Genomic DNA, 21,744 nt, shown 5'->3' on the forward strand with positions numbered 1-21,744 from the left:
GATGCACGGCACCGGGCAACGCGGGCTCGGCCGGCAACATCCGAAAGAGACGGCCTAGGTGTGTTGTTCGGACAGGTTGGTGACGCGGCTGGCGGGTGTTTGGCCTGCGATGCCGGTGTGGGGTCGGTGGTAGTTGTACCAGTCGATCCAGTCGGTGAACGCGGCCCGGCGTTCGGCGTCTGAGGTGTAGGGCTGCCGGTAGGCCCATTCTTCGAGCAGGGTGCGGTGGAAGCGTTCGACCTTGCCGTTGGTCTGTGGTCGCCAGGGCCTGGTCCAGCGGGGGCTGATGCCCAGATCACGGCAGGTCTGGCGCCAGGTGTTCCTGGAGTAGGCCCAGGCGTTGTCGGTGACGCCCCGTTCGACGGTGACGCCCCGTTCGGCGAACCAGGCAACGGCTCGGATCAGGAAGCCGGCGCAGGTGGGGGCGGTCTCGTCGGGGAGGTCTTCGGTGTAGGCGAGGCGGGTGTGGTCGTCGAGGGCGGTGTGGAGGTAGGCCCAGCCGGCGCCGGTCTTGTGGCGGCGGCCTTCGGCCCGGCCGAGGGCCTTGTGGCCGCCGCCCTCGGGGATCCTGCCGAGTTTCTTGACGTCGATGTGGATGAGTTCGCCCGGGCGGGCGCGTTCGTAGCGGCGGACGGGTTCGCCGGTGGCCCGGTCCAGGACTGCGAGCGGCGGCAGGCCGTGCCGAGCGAGGATGCGGTGGGCTGTCGAGGGGGCGATCCCGCAGCGGGCGGCCAGCCGCAGGGGCCCGATCCGGTGCTCGCGCCGCAGCCGCAGTACGTGTTCCTCCACCTCGGCCGCAGTCCGTCGCGGCTGGTGGTGGGGGCGGCTGGAGCGGTCACTCATTCCGGCGACGCCCAGCGTGCGGTAGCGCGAGGCCCATCGGGCGGCGGTGGTGTGGCTGACCTGGAAACGTTCCGCGGCCCGCCGCACGGGCCAGCCGTCGTCCACGACACAGCGGGCCAGACGCAGTCGCCCGGTCTCGGTCAGCGGGGCATTACGGTGGACCACGAGGGCCTCCTGTCTTCGGTTCAGATGTCGCAATCCACACCGAACCCGGAGGCCCTCACCCATTTCAAGAACCCGGCACGCGTGTCACCAACGTCCCGGGACAACACACCTAGCCCTTGCGCGCCAGCAGGAAGCCCTGGCGCGACTTCTCGTCGGCCACCGCCTCGCGGACCAGCCGGGCCACCTCGGTCAGTCCGGCGCCGGCCAGCAGTTCGGCGATCAGCCCGGGCGGGGTCCGGTACACGTCGAGCCCGACCGGATGCCCGTACGCGTGCTCCGGCCGGATCCTCCCCGGGGCCTCGTCCGGGGGGAGCTGCTGCTCCTCGCCTGCCTTGAACGCGATGAGCAGGTGGCCGCCCGGTGCCAGCACCCGGGCGAACTCCGTGAACAGCGCGGGCAGTTCCGAGGGAGGGGTGTGCACGGTGGAGTACCAGGCGAGGACCCCGCCGAGGACCCCGTCGGCCACGTCCAGGGCGGCCATCGACCCCACCTCGAACCGCAGCCCCGGATAGCTCCTGCGGGCCACCGCCACCATCGCCGGGGACAGGTCGACGCCGAAGGCCCTTACGCCGAGCCCGTCCAGATGCGCCGTCACCCGGCCCGGGCCGCAGCCCAGGTCGGCCACCGCTCGCCCCCCGCCCCCCGCGTCGTCGCGCACGTACTCCGCGAAGGCGGCCAGCATGGCCCGGTCCAGCGGCTTTTCGGCCAGTTCGGCGCTGACCAGCCGTGCATAGTCGACGGCGACGGCGTCGTAGGACGCCCGTACGGAGCTCAGGTACGAGGTCTCTGTCATGCCCCTGAACAGTAGCCTCCAGAGCCCGTCCGAGGGGAAACCGAGCGGGTGCTCCCGATCACCCCACGAGCAGCGGATTGGGCAGTTCCGCCCACTGATCGCCAGGAACCCCCGGGCTCAGCCGCATCAGGGTGAGCGCCTTGGTGGGCAGTGGCCCGGTCAGCAGCGCCCGGGTGTCCGGGGTGGCCGGCAGGGCGGTCGCCTGGGCGAGGGCATCGGCGAACGCCCCGGCCGAGCCCGCCGTGGCACCGAGCGCCCCCGTCAGCAGGGACCCGAACAGCTTGCGCCGCAGGACGCTCACGTCGTCGGTGACGAGCCTGCCCGACAGGGGCGGCACCGGCAGGCCGTGCCGGGCCAGCCGCGCCGGGCTGATCCGGATGTCGGCGAGGTCGCGGTAGACCAGCCGGAGCGGCGCGCCGGTGGCGGAGAGGACGACGAGGAGGTTCTGGCCGTGGGCCTCCAGCGCCACTCCCAGCTCCAGCACCCGCAGGCACACCGAGAGGGCCAGCCGTGCGAACTCCGCCTGCCAGGCCGCCGAGCGCGCCGGGGCGAACGAGGTCAGCGCCGCCACCGGCAGCACCCGCTCACCGGCGGCGGCGTCCGCGTAGGCCTCCGGCGGCTCGCGCAGCACGGCAGCCAGGTCCGGGCTGTGTGCGGTCGCCGCGCCGAGCGTGCGCGTGATGTGCAGCCGCCCGTCGAGCCGCTCGGCCAGGCCCTGGGCGAAGGCGGAGACGGCCGCCGCGGTCTCGATGGAGTAGACGGAGATGTCCCGTACGGACGAGGTGAGCCGCGCGCTGAGCGCGGTCTTCACATGGGCCCCGCCGTCGGCAGGGGCCAGGGTGCGCAGGGCCATCAGCGGATGAGCCGCAAAGCCGGGCCGCACGCGCTCGTGCTTCAGGACGTGCGCCGCCTGCCACGGATGTACCGGGACCAGGATCCGTCCGGCGTCCCGCATCTCCCGCGGCCAGTCGCCGGTGACAAGGCACTCCTCGGCCCGTACGGCGACCAGCCCGAGCTCCACCACCGGCCGGTGCTCGGGCGCGTACGCCAGCTGCTCGGCCACCGAGAAACCCGGCCGGGAACGGCAGTTCGGGTGGTAGGGGTGCCCGTCCACCACCCGCTGCTCCCACTCCCAGGTGGTCAGCGGGGCAGGGTCTTCGGCGGCGGACGGCTGTCCGGCCCGGGAGAGCGCGAGGGAGGCCGTACAGGCATCCAGCTCGGCGGCGAACTGCTCGCCGTGCGGCACCCCGAGGGCCGTCACCAGCCGCGCGGCCTGCCGGTAGGCCCTGCCGTCGAGCAGCACCTCGCTCACGTACGGCCCGGTCGCGTACGGATCCGGCAGCGGGCCCTCCAGCCGGCGGCCACCGGCCAGCAGCAGCGCCAGACCGTCCGGCCCGCCCTCCCGGCCCTCGACCCAGGGCAGTGGCTCGTGGGCGAGGGCCCGCCACAGCCGGGTCAGCACGGCGGCCCGGGCACCGCCGAGCGCGGCGGCGTACGAGGGTCCGAGCGACGGTCGTACGTCGGCCAGTTCGGCGGCGACGGCCTCTTCGGCCGGGGAAGGGGAAGGATGCATGCTGAGGCTCCGGCATCGGAATATCGCTTTGCGGGATGATCAAGTAATGATTGCGGATACCGAAGATCACGGCTGGTGGTTGCGCCCTGCGCACCTCCGGCGCACCGGATGGACCTAATGGAATCAGTGGACCTCAACGCCGCCGCCGACGCGTACGCCGCCACCCCGCTCCTGAACTGCCTGCTCAGGGAGGCGGCCGACCCCGTCGCACCGGACGGGCCCGACCGGGCCGACCGGCCCGGCCGGCCCGGCCGGCCCGGGGAACGGCACGACGCGAGCACCGGAACAGGCGTGCGCGTCCACCGGCTGCGCGGCAGCGGCCGGCTGCTCCGGGTGCGCGGCGGGCGCCGGCCCGTACGCCCCGAACTGCGCACGGAGGACGGCTGGCACCCGCTCAGCCACACCGAACTGGCCAAACTCGTCTCCGACGAACTGGGCCGGTTCACCGGTGCCCCCAACGACGAACTCCCCGTCGAGATCACCGACAGCCGGGACGCGATCGCCGCGCTGCTGGCCGCCCGGACCGCCGCCGAACCCCCGGCGGACCCGTACCTCCTCTCCGAGCAGTCCCTGGTCATGGGCCATCCGCACCACCCCGCCCCCAAGGCCCGCGGCGGGGCACCGGCCGGGACCTGGCTGCCGTACGCGCCCGAGGCCTTCGCCCGGTTCCCGCTGGTCTTCCTGGGGCTGCGCGAGGACCAGACCGCCGAGGAGGGCGGACCGGCCGCCTCCGGCGCCATCGACGCGCTCGCCGACGCACTGGACGGGCCGCGCGCCCCCGCCGGATACCGCCTGCTGCCCGCCCACCCCTGGCAGCTCGACCTGGTCGGAGACCGGCCCGCCGTCCGCGAGGCCTTCGCCGAGGGGCGGCTCCTGCACCTCGGGGAAAGCCGGCGGCCGGCCTGGCCGACCGCCTCGATCCGGACCCTGTACGTGCCGGACGCGTCGGCCGACCTCTTCGTGAAGTTCAGCCTCGATGTCCGGATCACCAACGACGTGCGCCGGCTGTGGCGCCACGACCTGCTGAAACTGCGCCGTACGGACGCGGCCGCGTCGGCCGGCTTCGCAGCCCTGCGCCGCACCGGCTCGGCGGCGGCCTGGCTCGCCGACCGCGGCTACCGCACCGCCGCCTTCGCCTTCGAGGAGCTCGCGGTCCTGGTCCGCGACGGCCTGCACGCCCACACCGTGCCCGGGGCCACGCCGCTGCTGGCCGCCGCGCTCGCCGAGGGCTACCCCCAGAGCCCGCCGGCCGCAGGGACCGACCCGCTCCGGTGGTGGCGTGCGTACCTGAGCCAGGTGGTGCCGCCGGTCCTCGAACTGTTCGCCCGGCACGGCGTGGTGCTGGAGGCGCACCTCCAGAACACCCTGGTCGCCGTCGACGCGGCGGGCCTGCCCGTGCAGGCCCTCTTCCGCGACGCCGAGGGCGTCAAACTGCTGGCCGACCTGCCGCGGGCGGACGCCTGGCAGCGCCTCGTCTACTGCCTGGTGGTCAACAACCTGACCGAGATCGCCGGGGCGCTGGCCGGACGGCACCCCGACGTCGCGCCGCTCCTGTGGCCGGCCGCACGAGAGGAGTTCCTGCGCTACGAGGCCACCCGCGGGCTCCCCGAGATCGCGGAGCTGCTAGCCGCCCCGACCCTGCCGGGCAAGACCAACCTGCTGCTGCGCTGGACCCGCGCGGACGGCGCCGACGCCCGCTACCTCCCGCTGCCGAACCCGCTGCGCGGCTAGGTCGTCTCTTTTGGATCTTGTCGGTCGGCCCGTGTCGTCCGGTGCCGTGCATCGCAAGGCGGAGGAGCGCCGTTGTACTGGACGTACTGCGGTGCTCCGACAACGCGGCGAGGTGCGGTGCCGGGCGACGCGGGCCCGGCAAGATCCGAAAGAGAAGACCCTAGGCCGATCCGGTCTCGGCCGGAGGGTCACGGCAGAGACGACAGGACCTAGCGCCGGAAGTGGGCGTGGTGTTCGTGGAGGAAGGCGTCGAGGGTGCGGGGCGGGCGGCCGAGGATGTCGCCGACGGTGGTGGTGGGGGTCTCGGGACGGGCGACGGTGAGTTGCTGGATCTCCGTCACGTGGGCGGCGAGCCAGGCGGGCATGCGGGCGTGGCGGACGAGGTCGGCGCGCAGTTCGTCCGGGGTGAGGTCGACGTAGCGAATCCGGTGGCCGGTCAGGGCGGTCAGCCGTGAGGCGAGTTCGGGGTGGGAGACGGCTTCGGAACCGGTCAGTGTGTAGGTGCCGCCGGCGATGTCCGGCCTGGTGAGGGCTGCGGCGGCGACGTCGCCGATGTCGCGGCAGTCGACGTAGTTGCAGGGCGCGTCGCCCGTCGTGCCGAGGATGCTGCCCCGGATGACGCCGGGGGCCAGGCGCAGGAGGTTCTGCATGAACGCGTAGGGGCGCAGAACGGTGTGGGGGAGGCCGCTGCCGCGCAGGTGTTCCTCGACGGCGTGGTGTCCGCGGGAGACGGCGACGGGGGAGTCGGGTTCGGCGGCGGGTGCGGAGATCTTGACGATGTGTCCGATGCCGCTGTCGGCCGCGATGTCGATGACGCGGGTTTCGAGTTCGACCTGTGCGGGGCCGTTGGCCATGGCGAGGAAGAGCCGGCCGGCGCCCTCGAAGGCGGTGCGCAGGGAGCGGGGATCGGCGGCGTCGGCGTACCGGACCTCGACGGCCGGCCGGTGTACGCCGGTTGTGCCGGGGATCGGCTTGTTCGGGGTGCGGGTCAGTGCGCGGACGGGGGTGCCTGACGTGAGGAGGCTGTGAACCAGAGCGTTCCCGGTTGCTCCGGTGGCTCCCATGACAACGATCATCGTGTGCTCATTTCCTGGTGACGTCCCCGGCGGCGGATGCCGCCGGGCGGGCTATGCGGCGGACGCCGTGGTGGCGCTGCGCCAGCGCAGGGTGACGATGGTGGTGGCGAGGGCCGCGGAGAGGGGCAGATCCAGGCGCAGGCGCTCCAGCCACGGGGTGGCGGGGACCGGGGTGTGGGCGGGCAGCCATTGGGCGGCGAACCATCCCAGGAGGGCGGCCGCGCCGACGGCGGTGAGGGCGAGGGCGGCGGTCAGCACGCCGCGCGGCGCGGTGACGGTCCACCGGCGGGTCTGCCCGCCGTTGCGCAGCCAGGTGCCGACCAGGAACGCCACCACGGCGGAGGTGCCGGCGATGGAGGTGCAGGCGGCGACGGCCAGTTCGTGCTGGCCGGTGAGGAGCCCGGCCGTACCGGCCGTGAGCGCGGGGGCGGCGTAGGCGGTCAGCACCTCACGCCACAGGGTGAACGCCCGGGAGACGCGTCGGGACGTGTGCCGGGATGTACGCCGGGATGTCCGGGGTGTTCGGGTTGTCCGGGAGTCTGCTCGGTCCGGGCCGGGTCTGTCCTCGGTCGCGGGCATGCTGGCCTCTTTCTCGTACGGGTGAGGGGAGCGAAGGGTTGGTCCGGCTCATATAATTAGGTGGCTAACTATTTGGGTGTGAAAAGGGCCCTGCTCGTGGAGCGGGGCCGGGACCGCCGAGGCGGCCGGGGGTCGGGTGGCCGGGTGGCCGGGTCAGTCTGCGGCCAGAGCCGCACTGCCTTGCACGACGCGGGCCAGCAGGTCCAGGAACACCGCGCGCTCCTCGACGGAGAGCCCGCCCACCATCGCCTCGAGCCGTCCGAAGTGCTCGGGCGCCATGTCGCGCAGGCGCTGCGCCCCGCGCGCGGTCAGGACGGCCACCGTGCCCCGGCCGTCCTCCGTGGACGGTCGGCGGGCGACCAGGCCCTCCCGTTCGAGGCCGTCCAGCAGGCCGGTGACCGTGGCCCTGGAGACGTCGAGATCGACCGCGAGGCGTGAGGGGGACTTCTCCCCGCCGTGGTCCTCGAGGTCGGCGAGCAGCCGGTAGCGCCCCGTTGACAGGCCGAACCTGGCGAAGTGCGCCTCGGCCGCCCGGCCGACCCTCGCGCCTGCCGAGATCAGCCGCACCGCGACCAGTACCGCCTGTGGATCGACCTCCAGGCCGTAGTGCTCGACCTGTCGCCTGGCCTGGTCCAGCGTGGGTGCCTCGCCGTCGGCGCCGTCCTTCTTCATGGATTTAATATGGCGGCTAATTACTTCGCCTGTCAAGGCGCCCCGCGGTCTGCGGTCCGTTGCCGGTGGGTCCTTGGGCCTTCTGGTCCCGGTGTGCGGCTTCGGCCAGTTTCCGAGGGGCCCGGTCTGCCCGTGGCTGCGTGCGATCACCTGCGGCGTGGCCGCTCCGCGTGCCGCCGGCCCTCCGGAGGGGCCGGCAGGACGCCGGTGCGGAATCGGCCAGACCGGGGCGCGTACCCCGATCCGCTCTTCTGAAAGGTATAGACCAATGTTAGGTTGGCTGGGCAGACCGCGCAGTCCTTGACCACCCGTCAGAGGAGAAGCCATGCCCTCCCCTTCGCGGGGCGGCGGCCAGGCCGCCATGCCCAAGTATCAGCGGATCGCCGCAGCCCTGCGCCGCGATCTCGACCGCGCCGCACGCACCCCCGGCGGCAGACTGCCCTCCGAGCGCAGTCTCGCCGAGCGCTACCAGGTCAACCGGCAGACCATCAGGGCGGCCCTGCAGCACCTGCGCGAGGACGGCCTCGTCGTCACCGGCCGCCGCGGCACCCGACCCGCCGTTTCCGTCGTCCCGGCCGCGGCGGGCTCCGGCCCGGCCGGGACGACGGCCGCGGAGGCCGGGCTTCCCGGGCAGGCCCGGATCCGGAGCCGGCTCACCCTCCTCACGGTCCCGCCCTCGCTCGCCGCACTGCTCGGCATGGCCGGCGGGGACCGCACCCTGGTCCATCACCACCGCGAAAGCGGCCCGGCCGGAGAGACCCTCCGGCACGCCGTCACCTACTTCAGCCCCGGGGCCGTCGCGCGCAGCCCCGAGCTGACGGCCCTGAGGAACCGGACCCAGGATCCCCACGAAGGGGACCTGGCCTCCCTGCACCGGTGGCTCGACCGGGCCGCGGCGGGCGGCAGGGTCGCCGAGACCCTCACCATGACCCGCGTCACCCACCCGCCGGCCACCGCCCCGGCCTGCGGCCTGACGGTACGACGCACCCTGCACGACCCCTCCGGCCGGCTGCTGGCCGTCACCGACCTGGCCTTCCCCACCTGGGACCGCCTCACCTTCCACCGCGACCGCCGCGACCACGCGACCGCCGGATTCCGCATCACCTGAGAGGTGTCCTGCCGAGCCCGGCGTGATCGGCAGGACACTCCCTGGGAGGACTGTGTCCCCGGCCACACCCCGGGCGGCGGTGCGGCCGGGCCCGGCGGACCGGCCGGCCGCCCGGTCGCGGTCCCAACTCGTCCCCGGGGGACGGGTGTACCCGTCCGAGGTCGCCGGGGGCCGCCCGGGCCGGGGCGACCGTCCGCGTACGGGGCTCCCGTACCCCCGCACGTGAGGAGGATCACCCTTGCGTTTGCTCGGGTGAATGGGGGGCATCGGCGCTGCTGGAGCGGAACCACGTCCTCCGGCCATGCGTGCCGGAGTCGAGGCGCACACGGGCAGATCCCGTCCCGCTCCACGGCCCCGCCGGCCAGCCGGTGCGGGCCGTACTTGGTACGACCCGTGAGGTGTATGTGTCCACGCTCCAGGCCGAACACGTCTACAAGGTGTTCGGGAGGCGCCCCGCCGACAGTGAAGCCGCCGTCCGCGCACTCCAAGGCGGCGCCGGCCGCGACGAGTTGCGCGCCGACGGGACCACTGCCGCCGTTATCGACGCCTCCTTCGAGGTCCAGCCCGGCCAGATCTTCGTGGTCATGGGCCTTTCGGGATCGGGTAAGTCCACGCTGCTGCGCATGCTGAACGGCCTCCTGGAACCCACCGCCGGGCGCATCCTCTTCGGCGGCCAGGACCTCACCACGCTGAGCGCGCGCGAGCTGCGCCACGTACGGTCCACGAAGATCTCCATGGTCTTCCAGCACTTCGCGCTGTTCCCGCACCGCAATGTGCTGGAGAACGCCGGCTACGGCCTCGAGGTGCAGGGCGTGCCCCGCCCGGAGCGCGAGCGGCGCGCCGCCGAGGCCCTGGCCCTGTGCGGGCTCGAGGGCTGGGAGGAGTCCTGGCCCGACGAGCTCTCCGGCGGCATGCAGCAGCGGGTCGGCCTCGCCCGGGCCCTGGCCACCGACGCCGAGCTCCTGCTGATGGACGAGTCCTTCAGCGCGCTGGACCCGCTGATCCGCCGCGACATGCAGGACCAGCTGCTGGAGCTCCAGAAGCGGCTGAAGAAGACCATCGTCTTCATCACCCACGACCTCAACGAGGCCATGCGCCTCGGCGACGGCATCGCCGTCATGCGCGACGGCCGCATCGTCCAGCAGGGCACCGCGGAGGACATCCTCACGCGCCCCGCCGACGACTACGTCGCCTCCTTCGTCCAGGACGTGGACCGTTCCCGGGTCCTGACGGCCGACGCCGTCATGGACGATCCGGACCCGGCCGCAGACGCCTGCGACTGCCCGACCGTCACCACCGGGACCCCGCTCGCCGACCTGTGCGCCGTCAGCGCCCGGGTCCCGCACGCGGTCGCCGTCACCGGCGCGGACGGCTCCGTCGTCGGCTCCGTGCCCCAGGACCGCCTCATCGCCTTCATCGGCGACGAACAACGGCCCCCGATGTACTGCGCGGAGGTGGCCGCCTGATGCCCCGCCTGCACCTCGGCGCCTGGGTCGACAGCGGAGTCGACTTCCTCCAGAGCCACCTCTCCTGGCTGTTCGAGGCCATCACCTCCCTCGTCACGGGCCTCTACGACGGAATCGACGCCGTCCTGTCCGCCCCCGCCCCGCTGCTCTTCGCGGGCATACTCGCCGTCGCCGCCTGGTGGCTGCGCGGTCTGCTGGCGGGCCTGCTCGCCTTCGCCGGCTTCGCGCTGGTCGACTCCCTCGGCCTGTGGGAGGACGCCATGTCCACCCTGTCGCTGGTCCTGGTCGCCACGCTCGTCACCCTGGCCTTCGCGGTCCCGCTGGGCATCTGGGCCTCCAGATCGGACCGGGTCAGCGCCGTCCTGCGGCCGGTCCTGGACTTCATGCAGACCATGCCGGCCATGGTCTACCTCATCCCCGGCATCATCTTCTTCGGGGTGGGCGTGGTGCCCGGCATCATCGCGACCATCATCTTCTCGCTGCCGCCGGGCGTCCGGATGACCGAGCTCGGCATCCGCCAGGTCGACGCCGAACTGGTCGAAGCCGCCGAGGCCTTCGGCACCAGCCCGCGCGACACCCTCGTACGCGTCCAGCTCCCGCTGGCCCTGCCCACCGTCATGGCGGGCGTCAACCAGGTCATCATGCTGGGCCTGTCCATGGTCGTCATCGCCGGCATGGTCGGCGGCGGCGGTCTCGGCGGCGCCGTCTACAAGGCCATCGGCAATGTCGACATCGGCCTCGGTTTCGAGGCGGGCGTCTCCATCGTCATCCTCGCCATGTACCTGGACCGGATGACCGGCGCGCTCGGCCGCCACGTCTCCCCGCTCGGCCGCCGTACGCTCGCCAAGGCGCGAGCCGCCGCGACCGGCGCGGCCAAGCTGTGGAACCACCGCCCCCAGCCCGCGTACGCGATCAGCGGCGCCGTCGTCCTGGCGCTCGTCGCGGGCGGCCTGAACACCTTCGGCGGCGCCGCCGCCGAGGACGGCCCGGCCGGGGCCGCGGACATCGGCAAGGGCCGCACCCTCTCCGTCGGCTACATCCCGTGGGACGAGGGCATCGCCTCCACCTTCCTGTGGAAGGAGCTGCTGGAGCGCCGCGGCTACAAGGTCGACGCCCGCCAGCTGGAGGCCGGGGCGCTCTACACCGGCCTCGCCGGCGGCCAGCTCGACTTCCAGACCGACGCCTGGCTGCCCGTCACCCACGCCCAGTACTGGGAGAAGTACGGGAACAAGCTGGAGGACCTCGGCTCCTGGTACGGCCCCACCTCGCTGGAGCTGTCCGTGCCCTCCTACATGAAGGACGTGCGCTCGCTCGCCGACCTCAAGGGCAAGGCGGACCAGTTCAAGGGCCGGATCATCGGCATCGAGCCGAGCGCCGGCGAGATGTCGATCCTCAAGGACAAGGTCCTGAAGGACTACGGCCTCGACGGCGAGTACAAGGTCGTCGACGGCTCCACGCCCGGCATGCTCGCCGAGCTGAAGCGGGCCTACGAGAAGAAGGAGCCCGTCGCGGTCGTGCTGTGGTCCCCGCACTGGGCCTACTCCTCCTACGAGCTGACCAAGCTGGAGGACCCGAAGGGAGCCTGGGGCAAGGGCGACGGGATCCACACCCTGGCCCGCAAGGGCTTCGCGCAGGACGAGCCGAAGGTCGCCGCATGGCTGAAGTCCTTCAGGCTCACCGAAGAGCAGCTCACCGGCCTGGAGGCGAAGATCCAGGAGACGGGCAAGGGCAAGGAGCAGCAGGCGGTCCGCGCCTGGCTCCAGGACCACCCCGAGATCGACCGGCTCGCCTGACACCCGGGGCGGGGCGGGGCGACCGGACGGCGAAGGCGCCGCCGCGCGCGGGACCGACCGTACGACGTACCACGTACGGGGCCCTGCGTGCGGCGGCGCCTTCGCCCCGTCAGGGGCGGCTCAGCCGACCAGCACCCGCTCCGGGGTCCTCTGCTTCTCGGTGTCGTCGGCGTCGGCCCCGGACCGGCGCGGACGTACCGGCCACCACAGGGACCGGCCCAGCACAGTGGCCAGCGCGGGCACCAGCACGATCGACAGGACGAACGCGGACAGGATGATGCCGAGGGCCGTCGCGAAGCCGATCTGCTGGGTGGACGGGGCGGGGGTCACCGCCAGGCTTCCGAAGGAGGCGGCCAGGACCAGGCCCGCCGTGGCGATGGCCGGAGCCGTGTGCCGGACGGCACGGCCGACCGCGGCGCGGGCCGGACCCGGCCGGGCCATCTCCTCCCTGATCCGGTCGCTCATCAGGATGTTGTAGTCCGTGCCGAGCGCGACCACGAAGAGGAACAGCACGAGCGGCAGGGTGAAGTCCACCCCGGGCCGGTCCAGCGCGTGCTGGAACACCAGGGTCGACGCGCCGAGGGTGGCGGCGAAGCCGAGCCCGACCGCGGCCAGCAGGATCACCGGCGCCAGCAGGCTGCGCAGCAGGGCGATCAGGATCAGCGCGATGAGCGCCGCCGCCACGGGGAAGACCACCCGGAGGTCCTTGTCCACCGCGGTCGCGATGTCGGCGAAGACGGCCGCCGTGCCGCCCACGTGTGCCTCCGTACCGGCGGGGGTGTGCGCCGTGACCGCGGCCCGGAGCGGTCCCGTCACCAGGTCGCGTGCTTCCTGGCGCTGGGGGTCGGCGGTCAGGAACAGGTCGATCCGCGCGGCCCGCCGGTCCTCCGTCAGTACGGTGTCCGCGACCTGGCCCACGCCGCCGACCCGGGCGAGGGCCTTGGACAGCCCACCGAGCCGTTCGGAGGTCAGGACGGCGCCGTCGGAGGCCGTGACGAAGACGCTCGTCGGGTCCGACACCCCGGCCGGCAGGGCGCGGGAGATCTCGGCCGCGGTGGTCACGGCTGCGGTGCGTTCCCCGCCCCCACCGCCCTGCCCGTAGTCGATGCGCATGCCCATGACCCCGGCGGCCAGCGTGCCCAGCAGCGCCAGCGAGGCCAGGACCAGCGCGACCGGCCGACGTGCCACCCGGTCGCCCATGCGGGCGGCGGACCCCGCGCGGGGCTCGCGCTCCAGGCTCCGGGAGGGCCAGAACATCCTTCGGCCGGTGACCGCCAGCAGGGCCGGCATCAGGGTCAGGCTGCCCAGCAGCATCACGAGCACGGACAGGGCGATGGCCGGCCCGAGGACCTGGAACTGGCCGAAGGAGGCCACTCCGAGCGTGGCGAACGCCGCGACGATGGTCAGGGCCGCCGAGGTGATGGCCGTACCCACCCGTCCGGCGACCAGGGCGGCGGCCTCACGCCCCGACTGCTCGGGGTACTTGCGCAGCTGCTCCCGGAAGCGGAAGAGGAGGAACAGGAAGTAGTCGATGCCGATGCCCATCAGCACCACGCTGATCAGGCTCGGTGTGGACTCGGCCAGTCCGGTCCCGGTCAGCAGCGCGGCGCCGACCACCACGCCCGCCGCCGCGCCACCGATGACGGTGACCGCGAGCAGGGGCAGCAGGGCCGCAAGGGCGCTGCGGAAGACGAAGACGTGCAGCAGGACGATGACCAGGAGCATGGCGCCGCCGACGATCGCCGACCGGGTCTTCTCTGCGTCCGTGCTGTCCACCCGGTCGGCGATCCCGCCGGTGAAGCCGGTGCGCAGCCCCTCCTCGGCCAGCGCGTCGCGCACCGAGTCGCGGAAGGCCCGGTAGGTGTCCTGCACACCGGGATCGGCGGGATTCCCGCTCAGTTCGACGGACAGCAGCCGGAAGGAGCGGTCGGGCGCCGTCATGACCGGACTCACCCGGGGGACCTGAGAGTGGTCCTGCGCGAGGGGCATGGTGTCCTCGGTGCGGGGCATGACGACCCGCTGCCGCGACAACCGGGCCGCCTGTGCGTCGATGCGCTGCTCGTCGGCGGCGGTGAGCGGTGCCTCGTCCGACCGGGCCACCAGCACGGTGAGCGGATTGGCGTCCGGGTCGGCCCCGAACCGCTCCTCGGCGATCTTCAGGGCCGCCGCCGAGTCGTAGTGCGCGGGCAGGAACCCGCCGCTGCCGGTCTGGATGGCGCGGAAGACGAACGCCTGGCCCAGGACGGCCGCCGTCAGTCCCAGGACCGCCCACAGGGCGATCACCTTCCACGGACTTCTCGTCGAGAATCCGGTCAGGGCGCGGATCACTGGCTTCCTCCGGTCTGTGCGGTGCGGACCGGGGTTTCCCGGCCCGACTCCAGACCATCAGGGGAGAGCGGACGAAACGTCAGGGCGCAGGAGGATCCGCAGCCCGGGACCAGGGTCCGGACGCCCGCGCCGACCAGGACTCCGGTCCTGGTCCGGACCCCGACCGTGGTCGGGCGGCAGGGGAGACGGCCGGTGCCAGAATGGGTCTCGACCACCGGGGAACAGGACCGGCGGCACGGGGGCGGGCACGGACGCAGCATGGGCGTGGGCAAGGGCGGGGGCGGGGTCATGAGTACGCGTGCGGATGTGGATGCGGGAGCGGCTGGGGATGCGGGCGCGGAAGGCGAAGGGGACCGGGGACCCTGGACGCGCAATGACGCGCTCGTCGCGGTGGCGGCCGCCGCCACGGACCTCGTCGGCTTCTCCCTGAGCACCCTCGCCGAGGGCGGCACCCTCAGCGTCACCGCGGCCGTCCTGCTGGTGGTTTCGGCGATGGCCCTGCTGGCCCGGCGCGTCCGCCCGGTGCCCGTGCTCGCCGCGATACTGGCCGTCGGCGTACTGGTGAACGTGGTGGCGCCGCAGTCGCCGCACTTCACCCTCAGCCTGACGATCGCCCTCTACACGGTGGCCAGGATGCACCGCCCCGGCGTCGTCGTGGCGGCCGCGGCCGCCGCGGCGGCGCTCGCCTCCGCCGGGCAGAGCGGCTGGCCGCTGTCCTTCGGCTGGTGGGGACTGGCCGGCACCGCCACCGCGGCGCTCATCACCGTCACCGCGGCCTGGGCGGTCGAGCACCGGCAGCGGGAGGCCGAGGCCCGGCGGCTGCTGCTCGCAGACCGGGCGGTGGCCGAGGAACGCCGCCGGATCGCCCGCGAACTGCACGACATCGTCGCCCACCACATCACCACCATGCAGCTGATGGCCGGCGGGGCCCGGGCCAACCTGGCCTACGACCCGCAGGCTTCCCGCGAGGCCCTCGTCACCCTGGAGGAATCCGGGCGGATGGCGCTGCGCGAGATGCGCCAACTCCTCGACGTACTACGGGCCGGGGAGGAACCGGAACACAACCCGCCGGCGCCGCAGCCCGGGGCCGGCGACCTCGCCCGGATCATCACCGAGTCCCGGCTGGCCGGTACGGAGACGGAGTTCACCGTGGACGGCCCGGTGCGCCCGCTCCCGCCGAGCGTGGGCCTCACCGTCTTCCGCATCGTCCAGGAGGCCCTGACCAACACCCGGAAGCACGCGGGCCGTGCGCGCGCCCACGTACGCCTCACCTACGACCGGGACGAGGTGGGAGTGGAGGTGCGCGACGACGGCGCGGGAGCGCAGGCACCGCCCGCACGCCCCGCGGCGCGCCCCGGGTACGGTCTGATCGGTATGCACGAGCGGGTGGCCCTCCAGGGCGGAACCCTGGAGGCCACCGCCGTCGCCGGCGGCGGATTCCGGGTGGCGGCCCGCATCCCTGCCCCCGCCCCGGCCACTGTCCCTGCCCCGGTGTCCCTGACACCCTCCGGAGAGGAACGGCACGGATGATCCGTGTACTCATCGCCGACGACCAGCCGCTGGTACGGCGCGGCCTGGCCCTGATCCTGGGCCCCGACCCGGAGTTCGAGGTCGTGGGCGAGGCCGAGGACGGAGCCCGTGCAGTCGCCCTCGCCCAGCAGGTGCGGCCCGACGTGGTCGTCATGGACATCCGCATGCCCGTCCTCGACGGGGTCCGGGCCACCGCGGAACTCGCCCGCACGCTCCCCGGCACCCGCGTCCTGGCCCTCAGCACCTTCGACATGGACGAGTACGTGGTCGCCGCCCTGCGCGCCGGCGCGTACGGCTTCCTGCCCAAGGACGTATCCCCGGAGGAGCTGATCGCCGCGGTCCGCATCGTCCACGGGGGAGAGGCCGCCGTCGCGCCGCGGCTGCTGAGCCGGCTCCTCTCCGCCTACGTACGCACCCCCGAGCGGCCGCGGTCGTGGGCGGCCGGGACCCCGGTCGAACTCACCCCGCGCGAGCTGGAGATCTGGAGGCTCATGGCCACCGGCCGGGGCAACGCCGAGATCGCCGCGGACCTGGACATCAGTGTCTCCACGGTCAAGAACCACATCACCGGCATCTTCGGCAAGCTGGGCGTCCGCGACCGCGCACAGGCGGTGATCGCGGCGTACGAATCGGGCCTCGTGGAGGCCGGCAGCGGGAGCGGTTGATCACCAAGTGCCCGTAAGAGGGCCGGATTCCCCCTGCTGACCGCACCTCTGACCAGCCGGAACACTGGATGATCCGCCCGTGCGTACCAGGGTCCGTCCATGGCACAGTGCGATCAGCCCAACCGCACGACCAGGGAGCCTCCATGCGCGATCCGCACGCCACGCAGCTCACGGCAGCCCCCGAGTGCCTGCCGGAACCCCGTCCGCTGCCCTGCTGTCCGGTGTGCGACGGCGCACCGGAACGGATCTCCTGGCGTCAGCGCCCGGGGCAGCCGGTGGTCCTGGCCTTCGAACCCTGCGGCCATCGCTGGTCCTCCCCGGCCCCACCGGTCCTGGCGGTCACCCCACCGCGTCCCGAACCGGTTTAGGGGGTGTCTTGCCGATCGAGCCCGGCGTGATCGGCAGGACACCCCCTGGGCCGGGGGCCGGCGACCGCCTCGGCGAGCAGACGGCGCCCGGCCGGGATGGTGAGTGCGCCGCGCACCGCCGTGTCCCGTACGACGCGGGCGGGTGCCGAGCGCAGGGTCCAGGCGCGGGTCGCGAGATCGGTGCGGGCGAGGACGCCCAGCGCATCGACGCGACGAGCGCGGCGCCAGGCCGTGAGCGCCTCGTGGGACGGGCCGCCGCGGGCCGCGGCAGTGGCCGCGGGCAGCGCCGCCGCGAGGGAGACCGCGTCCCGCAGACCGAGGTTGAGCCCCTGCCCGCCGATCGGGCTGCACACATGGGCGGCGTCGCCGATCAGCAGCACCCGCCTCCCGCCGTCGTGCGCGGCGAGGCGTCGGTGGGTGCGGAAGGTACTCGTCCAGCGGCATTCGCGGACGGTCGCCGTCCACCCCCGGGCCGCCGCCTCGGCGACGAGCTCCTCCGCGCCGCCCCCGCCCGGCACGTCCCCGCCCGGCATGCCGCCGTGCGGAAGGTGCAGGACGACCCGGGTCCAGCCGTCGAGGTGCATGGGCAGGACCACGAGCAGGCCGCGCGGCCCGCCGACCATGTGCACCCGCGCCGGATCCAGTGAGGGTTCCTCCACACGCAGGTCGGCAAGCCGCCACGTGCCCGCGTACGTCCTGCCGCGGAACACCGTTCCGGTCAGGGCGCGCAGGGTGCTCGACGCGCCGTCGGCCGCCACGGCCCAGCGGGCGCGCACCGGGTCGAGGGTGTCCGACCGTACGGTGACGCCGTCGGCGTCCTCTTCGACCGAGCGGACGGCCGTCGCACGGTGCACGCGCACACCCGCGCGCTCGGCCTCCGCGGCGAGCACGCCCTCGGTCGCGCATTGCGGGACGGTGAGGATGTACGGGTAGGGGGAGCGCAGCCGGCCCAGGCCGAAGCTGCCGAGCCGGCGCCGCCCCGACCACATCTCGACCGTGTCCACGCGCCGGCCCAGCGGGAGCAGCGACTGGGCCAGTCCGCTCGGGGTGAGGGCCTCCAGGGTCCGCGCGTGCAGGTCCGTCGCGCGGGATTCGGTCACCGGCCCGGGACGGCGTTCCAGCACCACCACATCGAGCCCGGCCCGGGCGAGCAGCAGCGCTGCGCCGAGCCCGACCGGTCCCGCCCCCACCACTGCCACATCGGCGTCGGTCACCATGGCCCGAACTCTAGGGGATGTCTTGCGGAACTGTCGGATGCTCAAATCTGCGTGATCACACGGGACTTCGAGCATCATCTTTCACGAAGGGCCGCCGGAGCGCTATCTTGCCAGGAGCATGCCAAGGAGCTGTGTCCGTGTTCGGGACCGCACGAGGAGTGCCCCATGAGACTGCCAAGCATCCGCAGGAGCCAGGGTCGGCAAGGCCCGTCAGGCAGCCGGGTTCACGCGGCGCGACGGCGGCGCAGGCGACGCACCCCGGCCATCGCCGCGCTGCTCGCCGCCACCCTCGCCGTCGTGGGGCTGGCCGCGGCCGGACCGCTCGCCGTACCCGCGTCCGCGGCCTCCGCAGCCCCCGCCGGGGCCACGGCCACGGCGGGCGACGTCACCGGCTTCACCCGGTCCGGGAACACCTTCACCATCACCGCCTCCGGCGGGGCCAGGGCCCGCGTGGTCATCGCCCGCGCCGACATCTTCCGGCTCTGGCTCTCGCCCGACGGGTCCTTCACCGACGACCCGGCCGGCTCCGACCTCGCCCCCACCACCGACTTCGGCCCCGCGGACGCGAGTTACTCGGACGCGGGCCCGTACTACCGGATCACCACCGGATCCCTCTCCATCCGGGTCAACAAGGCGCCCCTCAAGTTCTCCGTCTACCGCGCCGACAACACCACCCCCGTCTGGCAGGAGACCCGGCCCACCAGCTGGACGGGCACCCGGACCACCCAGTACCTGGCCCGGGGCGCGGACGAGCAGTTCTACGGCACCGGCCTGCGCCTGGGCGAATGGGCGCTCCGCGGCAAGACCGTCCCGATCGCCGTCGACAACAAGTGGCGCGAGAACGACAACGCCAGCCCCGCCCCCTTCTACATGTCCACCAACGGCTACGGCGTCATGCGCAACACCTGGGCCCCCGGCTCCTACGGCTTCCACGCGCCCACCACCCTCGCCCACGACGAGAAGCGCTTCGACGCCTGGTACTTCACCGGCGACTCCCTCAAATCCGTGCTCGACGCGTACACCGACGTCAGCGGAAAACCCTTCATGGCGCCGATGTGGGGCTTCGAGCTCGGCAACGCCGACTGTTTCAACGCCTCCAACCCCGACTACCAGGGCGATCACAACCGGCCGCGCCACCGGACCACTCCCGACGTCGTCGGCTACGCGGCCGACGCCCGGGCCGCCGACATGCCCTCGGGCTGGTTCCTGCCCAACGACGGCTACGGCTGCGGCTACACCGCGCCCCTCAAGTCGACGGTGGACGCGCTGAAGGCCAAGGGCTTCCAGACGGGCCTGTGGACCTCCACCGGCCTCGGCTCCATCGCCGACGAGGTGGGCACCGCCGGCAGCCGGGGCGTGAAGACCGACGTGGCCTGGATCGGCAGCGGCTACAAGTACGCCTTCAACGGCGTGCAGCAGGCCGTGGACGGGATCGAGAAGAACTCCGACGCCCGCCGCTACGTGTGGACCGTCGACGGCTGGGCGGGCACCCAGCGCAACGCCGTCGTCTGGACCGGCGACACCCACGGCACCTGGGACGACATGCGCTGGCACGTCCCCGCCATCACCGGAGCGGGCCTGTCCGGCCTCAACTACGCGGCCGGCGACGTCGACGGCATCTTCGGCGGCAGCCCGAAGACGTACGTCCGGGACCTCCAGTGGAAGGCCTTCACCCCGGCCTTCATGACCATGTCCGGCTGGGGCGCGACCAACCCGTCCGCCGGCTACCAGGACAAGCAGCCCTGGCGCTTCGCCGAGCCGTACCTCTCCGTCAACCGCAAGTACCTGCAGCTCAAGATGCGACTGATGCCGTACCTGTACACGATGAGCCGCGTCGCCCACGAGAGCGGCGTACCCAGCACCCGCGCCATGGTCCTGGAGTACCCGAACGACCCGGTGGCCCGCGGCAACCTCACCAGCGGCCAGTTCATGGCCGGTGACTCCTTCCTCGTCGCGCCCGTCGTCTCCGACACCTCGGTCCGCGACGGCATCTACCTCCCGGCCGGGACCTGGACCGACTACTGGACGGGCCGTACGTACGCGGGCCCCGGATGGCTGAACGGATATCAGGCGCCCCTCGACACCCTGCCGCTCTTCGTCAAGGGCGGCGCCGTCGTACCGATGTGGCCGCAGATGAACCACACCGGCGAGAAGCCCGTGGACACCCTCACCTACGACATCCATCCGCGCGGCACCTCCTCCTTCAGCCTCTACGAGGACGACGGCCGCACCCGCGCCCACCAGTCCGGTGCCTTCGCCCGCCAGCGGGTCGACGTCACCGCCCCGCCGGCCGGCTCCGGTACGGTCTCCGTCTCCGTCGGCGCCCCCTCCGGCAGCTACACCGGCAAACCGGCCTCCCGCGGCTACGAGTTCACCCTGCACGTGGCCACCGCGCCCGCCACCGTCACCGTCGACGGAGCCCCCGTGCCGGGCCTGGCCTCCAAGGCCGCCTACGACTCGGCCGCATCCGGCTGGTTCTTCGACCCGGCCGACCGCTCCGGAGTGCTCTGGATCAAGACGGGTACGAAGGCGGGCGCCTTCACCGTCTCGGCCTCCGGCACCAGCCTCCCCACGACCGAACCCCTGCCCGCCGCCACCCCGATCGACCGCTCGGCCTGGTCCCTGGTCCACGCGGACAGCGAGGAGACCGCCGCCGAGAACGGTGCCGCCGCGCGCGCCTTCGACGGGAACCCGGCCACGCATTGGCACACCGCCTGGTCCTCGGCACGGCCCGCACCGCTCCCGCACGAGATCCGGATCGACCTCGGCGCCCGCTACGCGGTGGACGGCCTCGGCTACCTGCCCCGCCAGGACGGCGGCGTCAACGGCCGCATCGGCGGCTACGAGGTGTACGTCTCCGACACCACCACCGACTGGGGGCCACCGGTGGCGACCGGCACCTTCGCCGACACCGCGACCGCCAAGGCCACGGACCTCGACCCGAAGCAGGGCCGCTACCTACGCCTGAGAGCACTGACCGAGGCGGGCGGCCGCGGCCCGTGGACCAGCGCCGCCGAGATCACCCTCACGGGCCGCCCCGCCCCCTGACCGCCTCAGCCCTCCCCGTCGCCGAGCACGGCCCGGCACTCCCGCCGGGTCGGCTCGCTCAGGAGCCCGCCCAACCGCGTGAACAGGGCGAGGAGTTCGCCTCCCCAGGCCTCGCGAAAGGCGGGATCGATCCGCGCGAGGTCGAGCTCGTTGGCCGCCGACAGCTCGGCGAGGTCCCGCCGCAACGCAGGGGAGGGGGAGTGGACGCGGCCGGTGAACCGGTCCCGGAAGACCGCGTCCTCGAGGGCGAGCGTCGGGTACGAGGCCGCCCGGTCGCAGGCCGCGTACAGGTACACGATCTCCTCCGCCTCGTCGCCGATCACCGCGGCCAGCTCGGCCCGCCGCGCGAGCGGCAGCAGGGCGGTGGGGAATCCGTCCGTGCCGTAGAACGCGTGGCACAGACCCGCCCGTTGGAGCGCGGGCCGCGCACCCCAGGACGCGAGGAGTCCCCGTACGCGCTCAAGGTGTGCGAGGAGGGTCCCACCCGGATGAGTGATCTCCCGCGCACCGAGCTCCCGCAGCCAGGCGACGACGTGATCCGGCACCGCTGTGTCCCTCCGGTCGTTCGTGGTAACCGAGTTGAGGCCGGGACGGGCCCGAGTCGGGCCCGGATCGGGGCCGGGGCCTGGGCCGGGTGGGTCGACACCCGTCCTCGCCCGCGCCCCGGGTTCCGGACACCGTGGCGAAGGCGGGGACGGGTTGCCGCCCGGGCCCTGCACCGATCTTGATCCCATCGAAAACCCAAGTCAATCCTCCGATTTACTCCCCATACCCAAGCGATATCTTGGG

General features: G+C 73.2%; 16 protein-coding genes. 7 read left to right on the plus strand and 9 right to left on the minus strand.

The genetic code is table 11. The annotated features are described in order from the left end of the window. Positions 1-54: 54 nt before the first annotated feature. The 3 genes from OG753_RS38180 to OG753_RS38190 all read right to left on the minus strand — a co-directional run bounded on the left by OG753_RS38180 (position 55) and on the right by OG753_RS38190 (position 3,374). Complete coding sequence (locus OG753_RS38180; RefSeq protein WP_405792112.1) at positions 55-1,008, minus strand: IS481 family transposase; 954 nt, start codon at positions 1,006-1,008, stop codon at positions 55-57. Between the two features lie 109 nt (positions 1,009-1,117). Next, positions 1,118-1,801, minus strand: a complete 684-nt coding sequence (locus OG753_RS38185; protein ID WP_405792114.1) for a methyltransferase domain-containing protein — start codon at positions 1,799-1,801, stop codon at positions 1,118-1,120. Between the two features lie 58 nt (positions 1,802-1,859). Then, positions 1,860-3,374, minus strand: coding sequence for an IucA/IucC family protein (locus tag OG753_RS38190; protein ID WP_405792116.1), 1,515 nt, complete (start codon positions 3,372-3,374; stop codon positions 1,860-1,862). 117 nt (positions 3,375-3,491) lie between these two features. On the opposite strand from OG753_RS38190, the gene OG753_RS38195 reads away from it, so the two are divergent. Further along, positions 3,492-5,105 (plus strand): IucA/IucC family protein, encoded by a 1,614-nt coding sequence (locus OG753_RS38195; protein WP_405792118.1) that lies wholly within the window; start codon positions 3,492-3,494, stop codon positions 5,103-5,105. Between the two features lie 209 nt (positions 5,106-5,314). Here the strand turns inward: OG753_RS38195 and OG753_RS38200 are convergent, their stop codons facing one another. The 3 genes from OG753_RS38200 to OG753_RS38210 form a co-directional block, all read right to left on the minus strand. Next, positions 5,315-6,181 carry an SDR family oxidoreductase gene (locus tag OG753_RS38200; RefSeq protein ID WP_405792120.1) on the minus strand — a complete coding sequence of 289 codons (867 nt, stop codon included), beginning with the start codon at positions 6,179-6,181 and terminating at the stop codon, positions 5,315-5,317. Between the two features lie 51 nt (positions 6,182-6,232). Beyond that, entirely contained in the window at positions 6,233-6,628 is a 396-nt protein-coding gene (locus tag OG753_RS38205; RefSeq protein ID WP_405792122.1) for a hypothetical protein, read from the minus strand. Between the two features lie 285 nt (positions 6,629-6,913). Then, positions 6,914-7,432, minus strand: coding sequence for a MarR family transcriptional regulator (locus OG753_RS38210; RefSeq protein WP_327266351.1), 519 nt, complete (start codon positions 7,430-7,432; stop codon positions 6,914-6,916). A 325-nt stretch (positions 7,433-7,757) separates the two neighbouring features. On the opposite strand from OG753_RS38210, the gene OG753_RS38215 reads away from it, so the two are divergent. The 3 genes from OG753_RS38215 to OG753_RS38225 all read left to right on the plus strand — a co-directional run bounded on the left by OG753_RS38215 (position 7,758) and on the right by OG753_RS38225 (position 11,799). After that, positions 7,758-8,540, plus strand: coding sequence for a GntR family transcriptional regulator (locus OG753_RS38215; RefSeq protein WP_405792124.1), 783 nt, complete (start codon positions 7,758-7,760; stop codon positions 8,538-8,540). Between the two features lie 404 nt (positions 8,541-8,944). Continuing rightward, a complete protein-coding gene (locus OG753_RS38220) occupies positions 8,945-10,006 on the plus strand; it encodes a glycine betaine/L-proline ABC transporter ATP-binding protein (RefSeq protein WP_327266353.1) in 1,062 nt (353 codons plus the stop codon). Further along, complete coding sequence (locus OG753_RS38225; protein ID WP_327266354.1) at positions 10,006-11,799, plus strand: ABC transporter permease/substrate binding protein; 1,794 nt, start codon at positions 10,006-10,008, stop codon at positions 11,797-11,799. The genes OG753_RS38220 and OG753_RS38225 overlap by 1 nt, the downstream gene beginning before the upstream one ends. A 120-nt stretch (positions 11,800-11,919) precedes the next feature. Here the strand turns inward: OG753_RS38225 and OG753_RS38230 are convergent, their stop codons facing one another. Beyond that, positions 11,920-14,127: an MMPL family transporter gene (locus tag OG753_RS38230; RefSeq protein WP_405792127.1), complete on the minus strand. Its 2,208-nt coding sequence runs from the start codon at positions 14,125-14,127 to the stop codon at positions 11,920-11,922. A 288-nt stretch (positions 14,128-14,415) separates the two neighbouring features. Here OG753_RS38230 and OG753_RS38235 point away from each other — a divergent pair, with 288 nt between their 5' ends. Beyond that, a complete protein-coding gene (locus OG753_RS38235; RefSeq protein ID WP_405792129.1) occupies positions 14,416-15,657 on the plus strand; it encodes a sensor histidine kinase in 1,242 nt (413 codons plus the stop codon). Further along, complete coding sequence (locus OG753_RS38240; protein ID WP_327266357.1) at positions 15,654-16,322, plus strand: response regulator transcription factor; 669 nt, start codon at positions 15,654-15,656, stop codon at positions 16,320-16,322. Before OG753_RS38235 ends, OG753_RS38240 begins: the two co-directional genes overlap by 4 nt. 364 nt (positions 16,323-16,686) lie before the next feature. On the opposite strand, the gene OG753_RS38245 is transcribed toward OG753_RS38240, so the two are convergent. Next, positions 16,687-17,907, minus strand: coding sequence for an FAD-dependent oxidoreductase (locus tag OG753_RS38245; protein ID WP_405792131.1), 1,221 nt, complete (start codon positions 17,905-17,907; stop codon positions 16,687-16,689). A 165-nt stretch (positions 17,908-18,072) separates the two neighbouring features. Here OG753_RS38245 and OG753_RS38250 point away from each other — a divergent pair, with 165 nt between their 5' ends. Beyond that, a complete protein-coding gene (locus tag OG753_RS38250) occupies positions 18,073-20,955 on the plus strand; it encodes a TIM-barrel domain-containing protein (protein WP_405792133.1) in 2,883 nt (960 codons plus the stop codon). Positions 20,956-20,960: 5 nt separating this feature from the next. Here the strand turns inward: OG753_RS38250 and OG753_RS38255 are convergent, their stop codons facing one another. Further along, a complete protein-coding gene (locus tag OG753_RS38255; RefSeq protein WP_405792135.1) occupies positions 20,961-21,500 on the minus strand; it encodes a DUF6817 domain-containing protein in 540 nt (179 codons plus the stop codon). Positions 21,501-21,744 lie beyond the last annotated feature (244 nt).

Origin of the sequence: Streptomyces sp. NBC_00029 (assembly GCF_045160505.1) — a bacterium.
Classification (GTDB): Bacteria; Actinomycetota; Actinomycetes; order Streptomycetales; family Streptomycetaceae; genus Streptomyces.

What these genes read in the sequence shown, in the direction of transcription:
- OG753_RS38185 (WP_405792114.1), bottom strand. Translation starts at nt 1,801, where the DNA reads ATGACAGAGACCTCGTACCTGAGCTCCGTACGGGCGTCCTACGACGCC.
- OG753_RS38190 (WP_405792116.1), bottom strand. Translation starts at nt 3,374, where the DNA reads ATGCATCCTTCCCCTTCCCCGGCCGAAGAGGCCGTCGCCGCCGAACTG.
- OG753_RS38195 (WP_405792118.1), top strand. Translation starts at nt 3,492, where the DNA reads ATGGAATCAGTGGACCTCAACGCCGCCGCCGACGCGTACGCCGCCACC.
- OG753_RS38200 (WP_405792120.1), bottom strand. Translation starts at nt 6,181, where the DNA reads ATGATCGTTGTCATGGGAGCCACCGGAGCAACCGGGAACGCTCTGGTT.
- OG753_RS38210 (WP_327266351.1), bottom strand. Translation starts at nt 7,432, where the DNA reads ATGAAGAAGGACGGCGCCGACGGCGAGGCACCCACGCTGGACCAGGCC.
- OG753_RS38215 (WP_405792124.1), top strand. Translation starts at nt 7,758, where the DNA reads ATGCCCTCCCCTTCGCGGGGCGGCGGCCAGGCCGCCATGCCCAAGTAT.
- OG753_RS38225 (WP_327266354.1), top strand. Translation starts at nt 10,006, where the DNA reads ATGCCCCGCCTGCACCTCGGCGCCTGGGTCGACAGCGGAGTCGACTTC.
- OG753_RS38235 (WP_405792129.1), top strand. Translation starts at nt 14,416, where the DNA reads ATGAGTACGCGTGCGGATGTGGATGCGGGAGCGGCTGGGGATGCGGGC.
- OG753_RS38240 (WP_327266357.1), top strand. Translation starts at nt 15,654, where the DNA reads ATGATCCGTGTACTCATCGCCGACGACCAGCCGCTGGTACGGCGCGGC.
- OG753_RS38245 (WP_405792131.1), bottom strand. Translation starts at nt 17,907, where the DNA reads ATGGTGACCGACGCCGATGTGGCAGTGGTGGGGGCGGGACCGGTCGGG.
- OG753_RS38250 (WP_405792133.1), top strand. Translation starts at nt 18,073, where the DNA reads ATGAGACTGCCAAGCATCCGCAGGAGCCAGGGTCGGCAAGGCCCGTCA.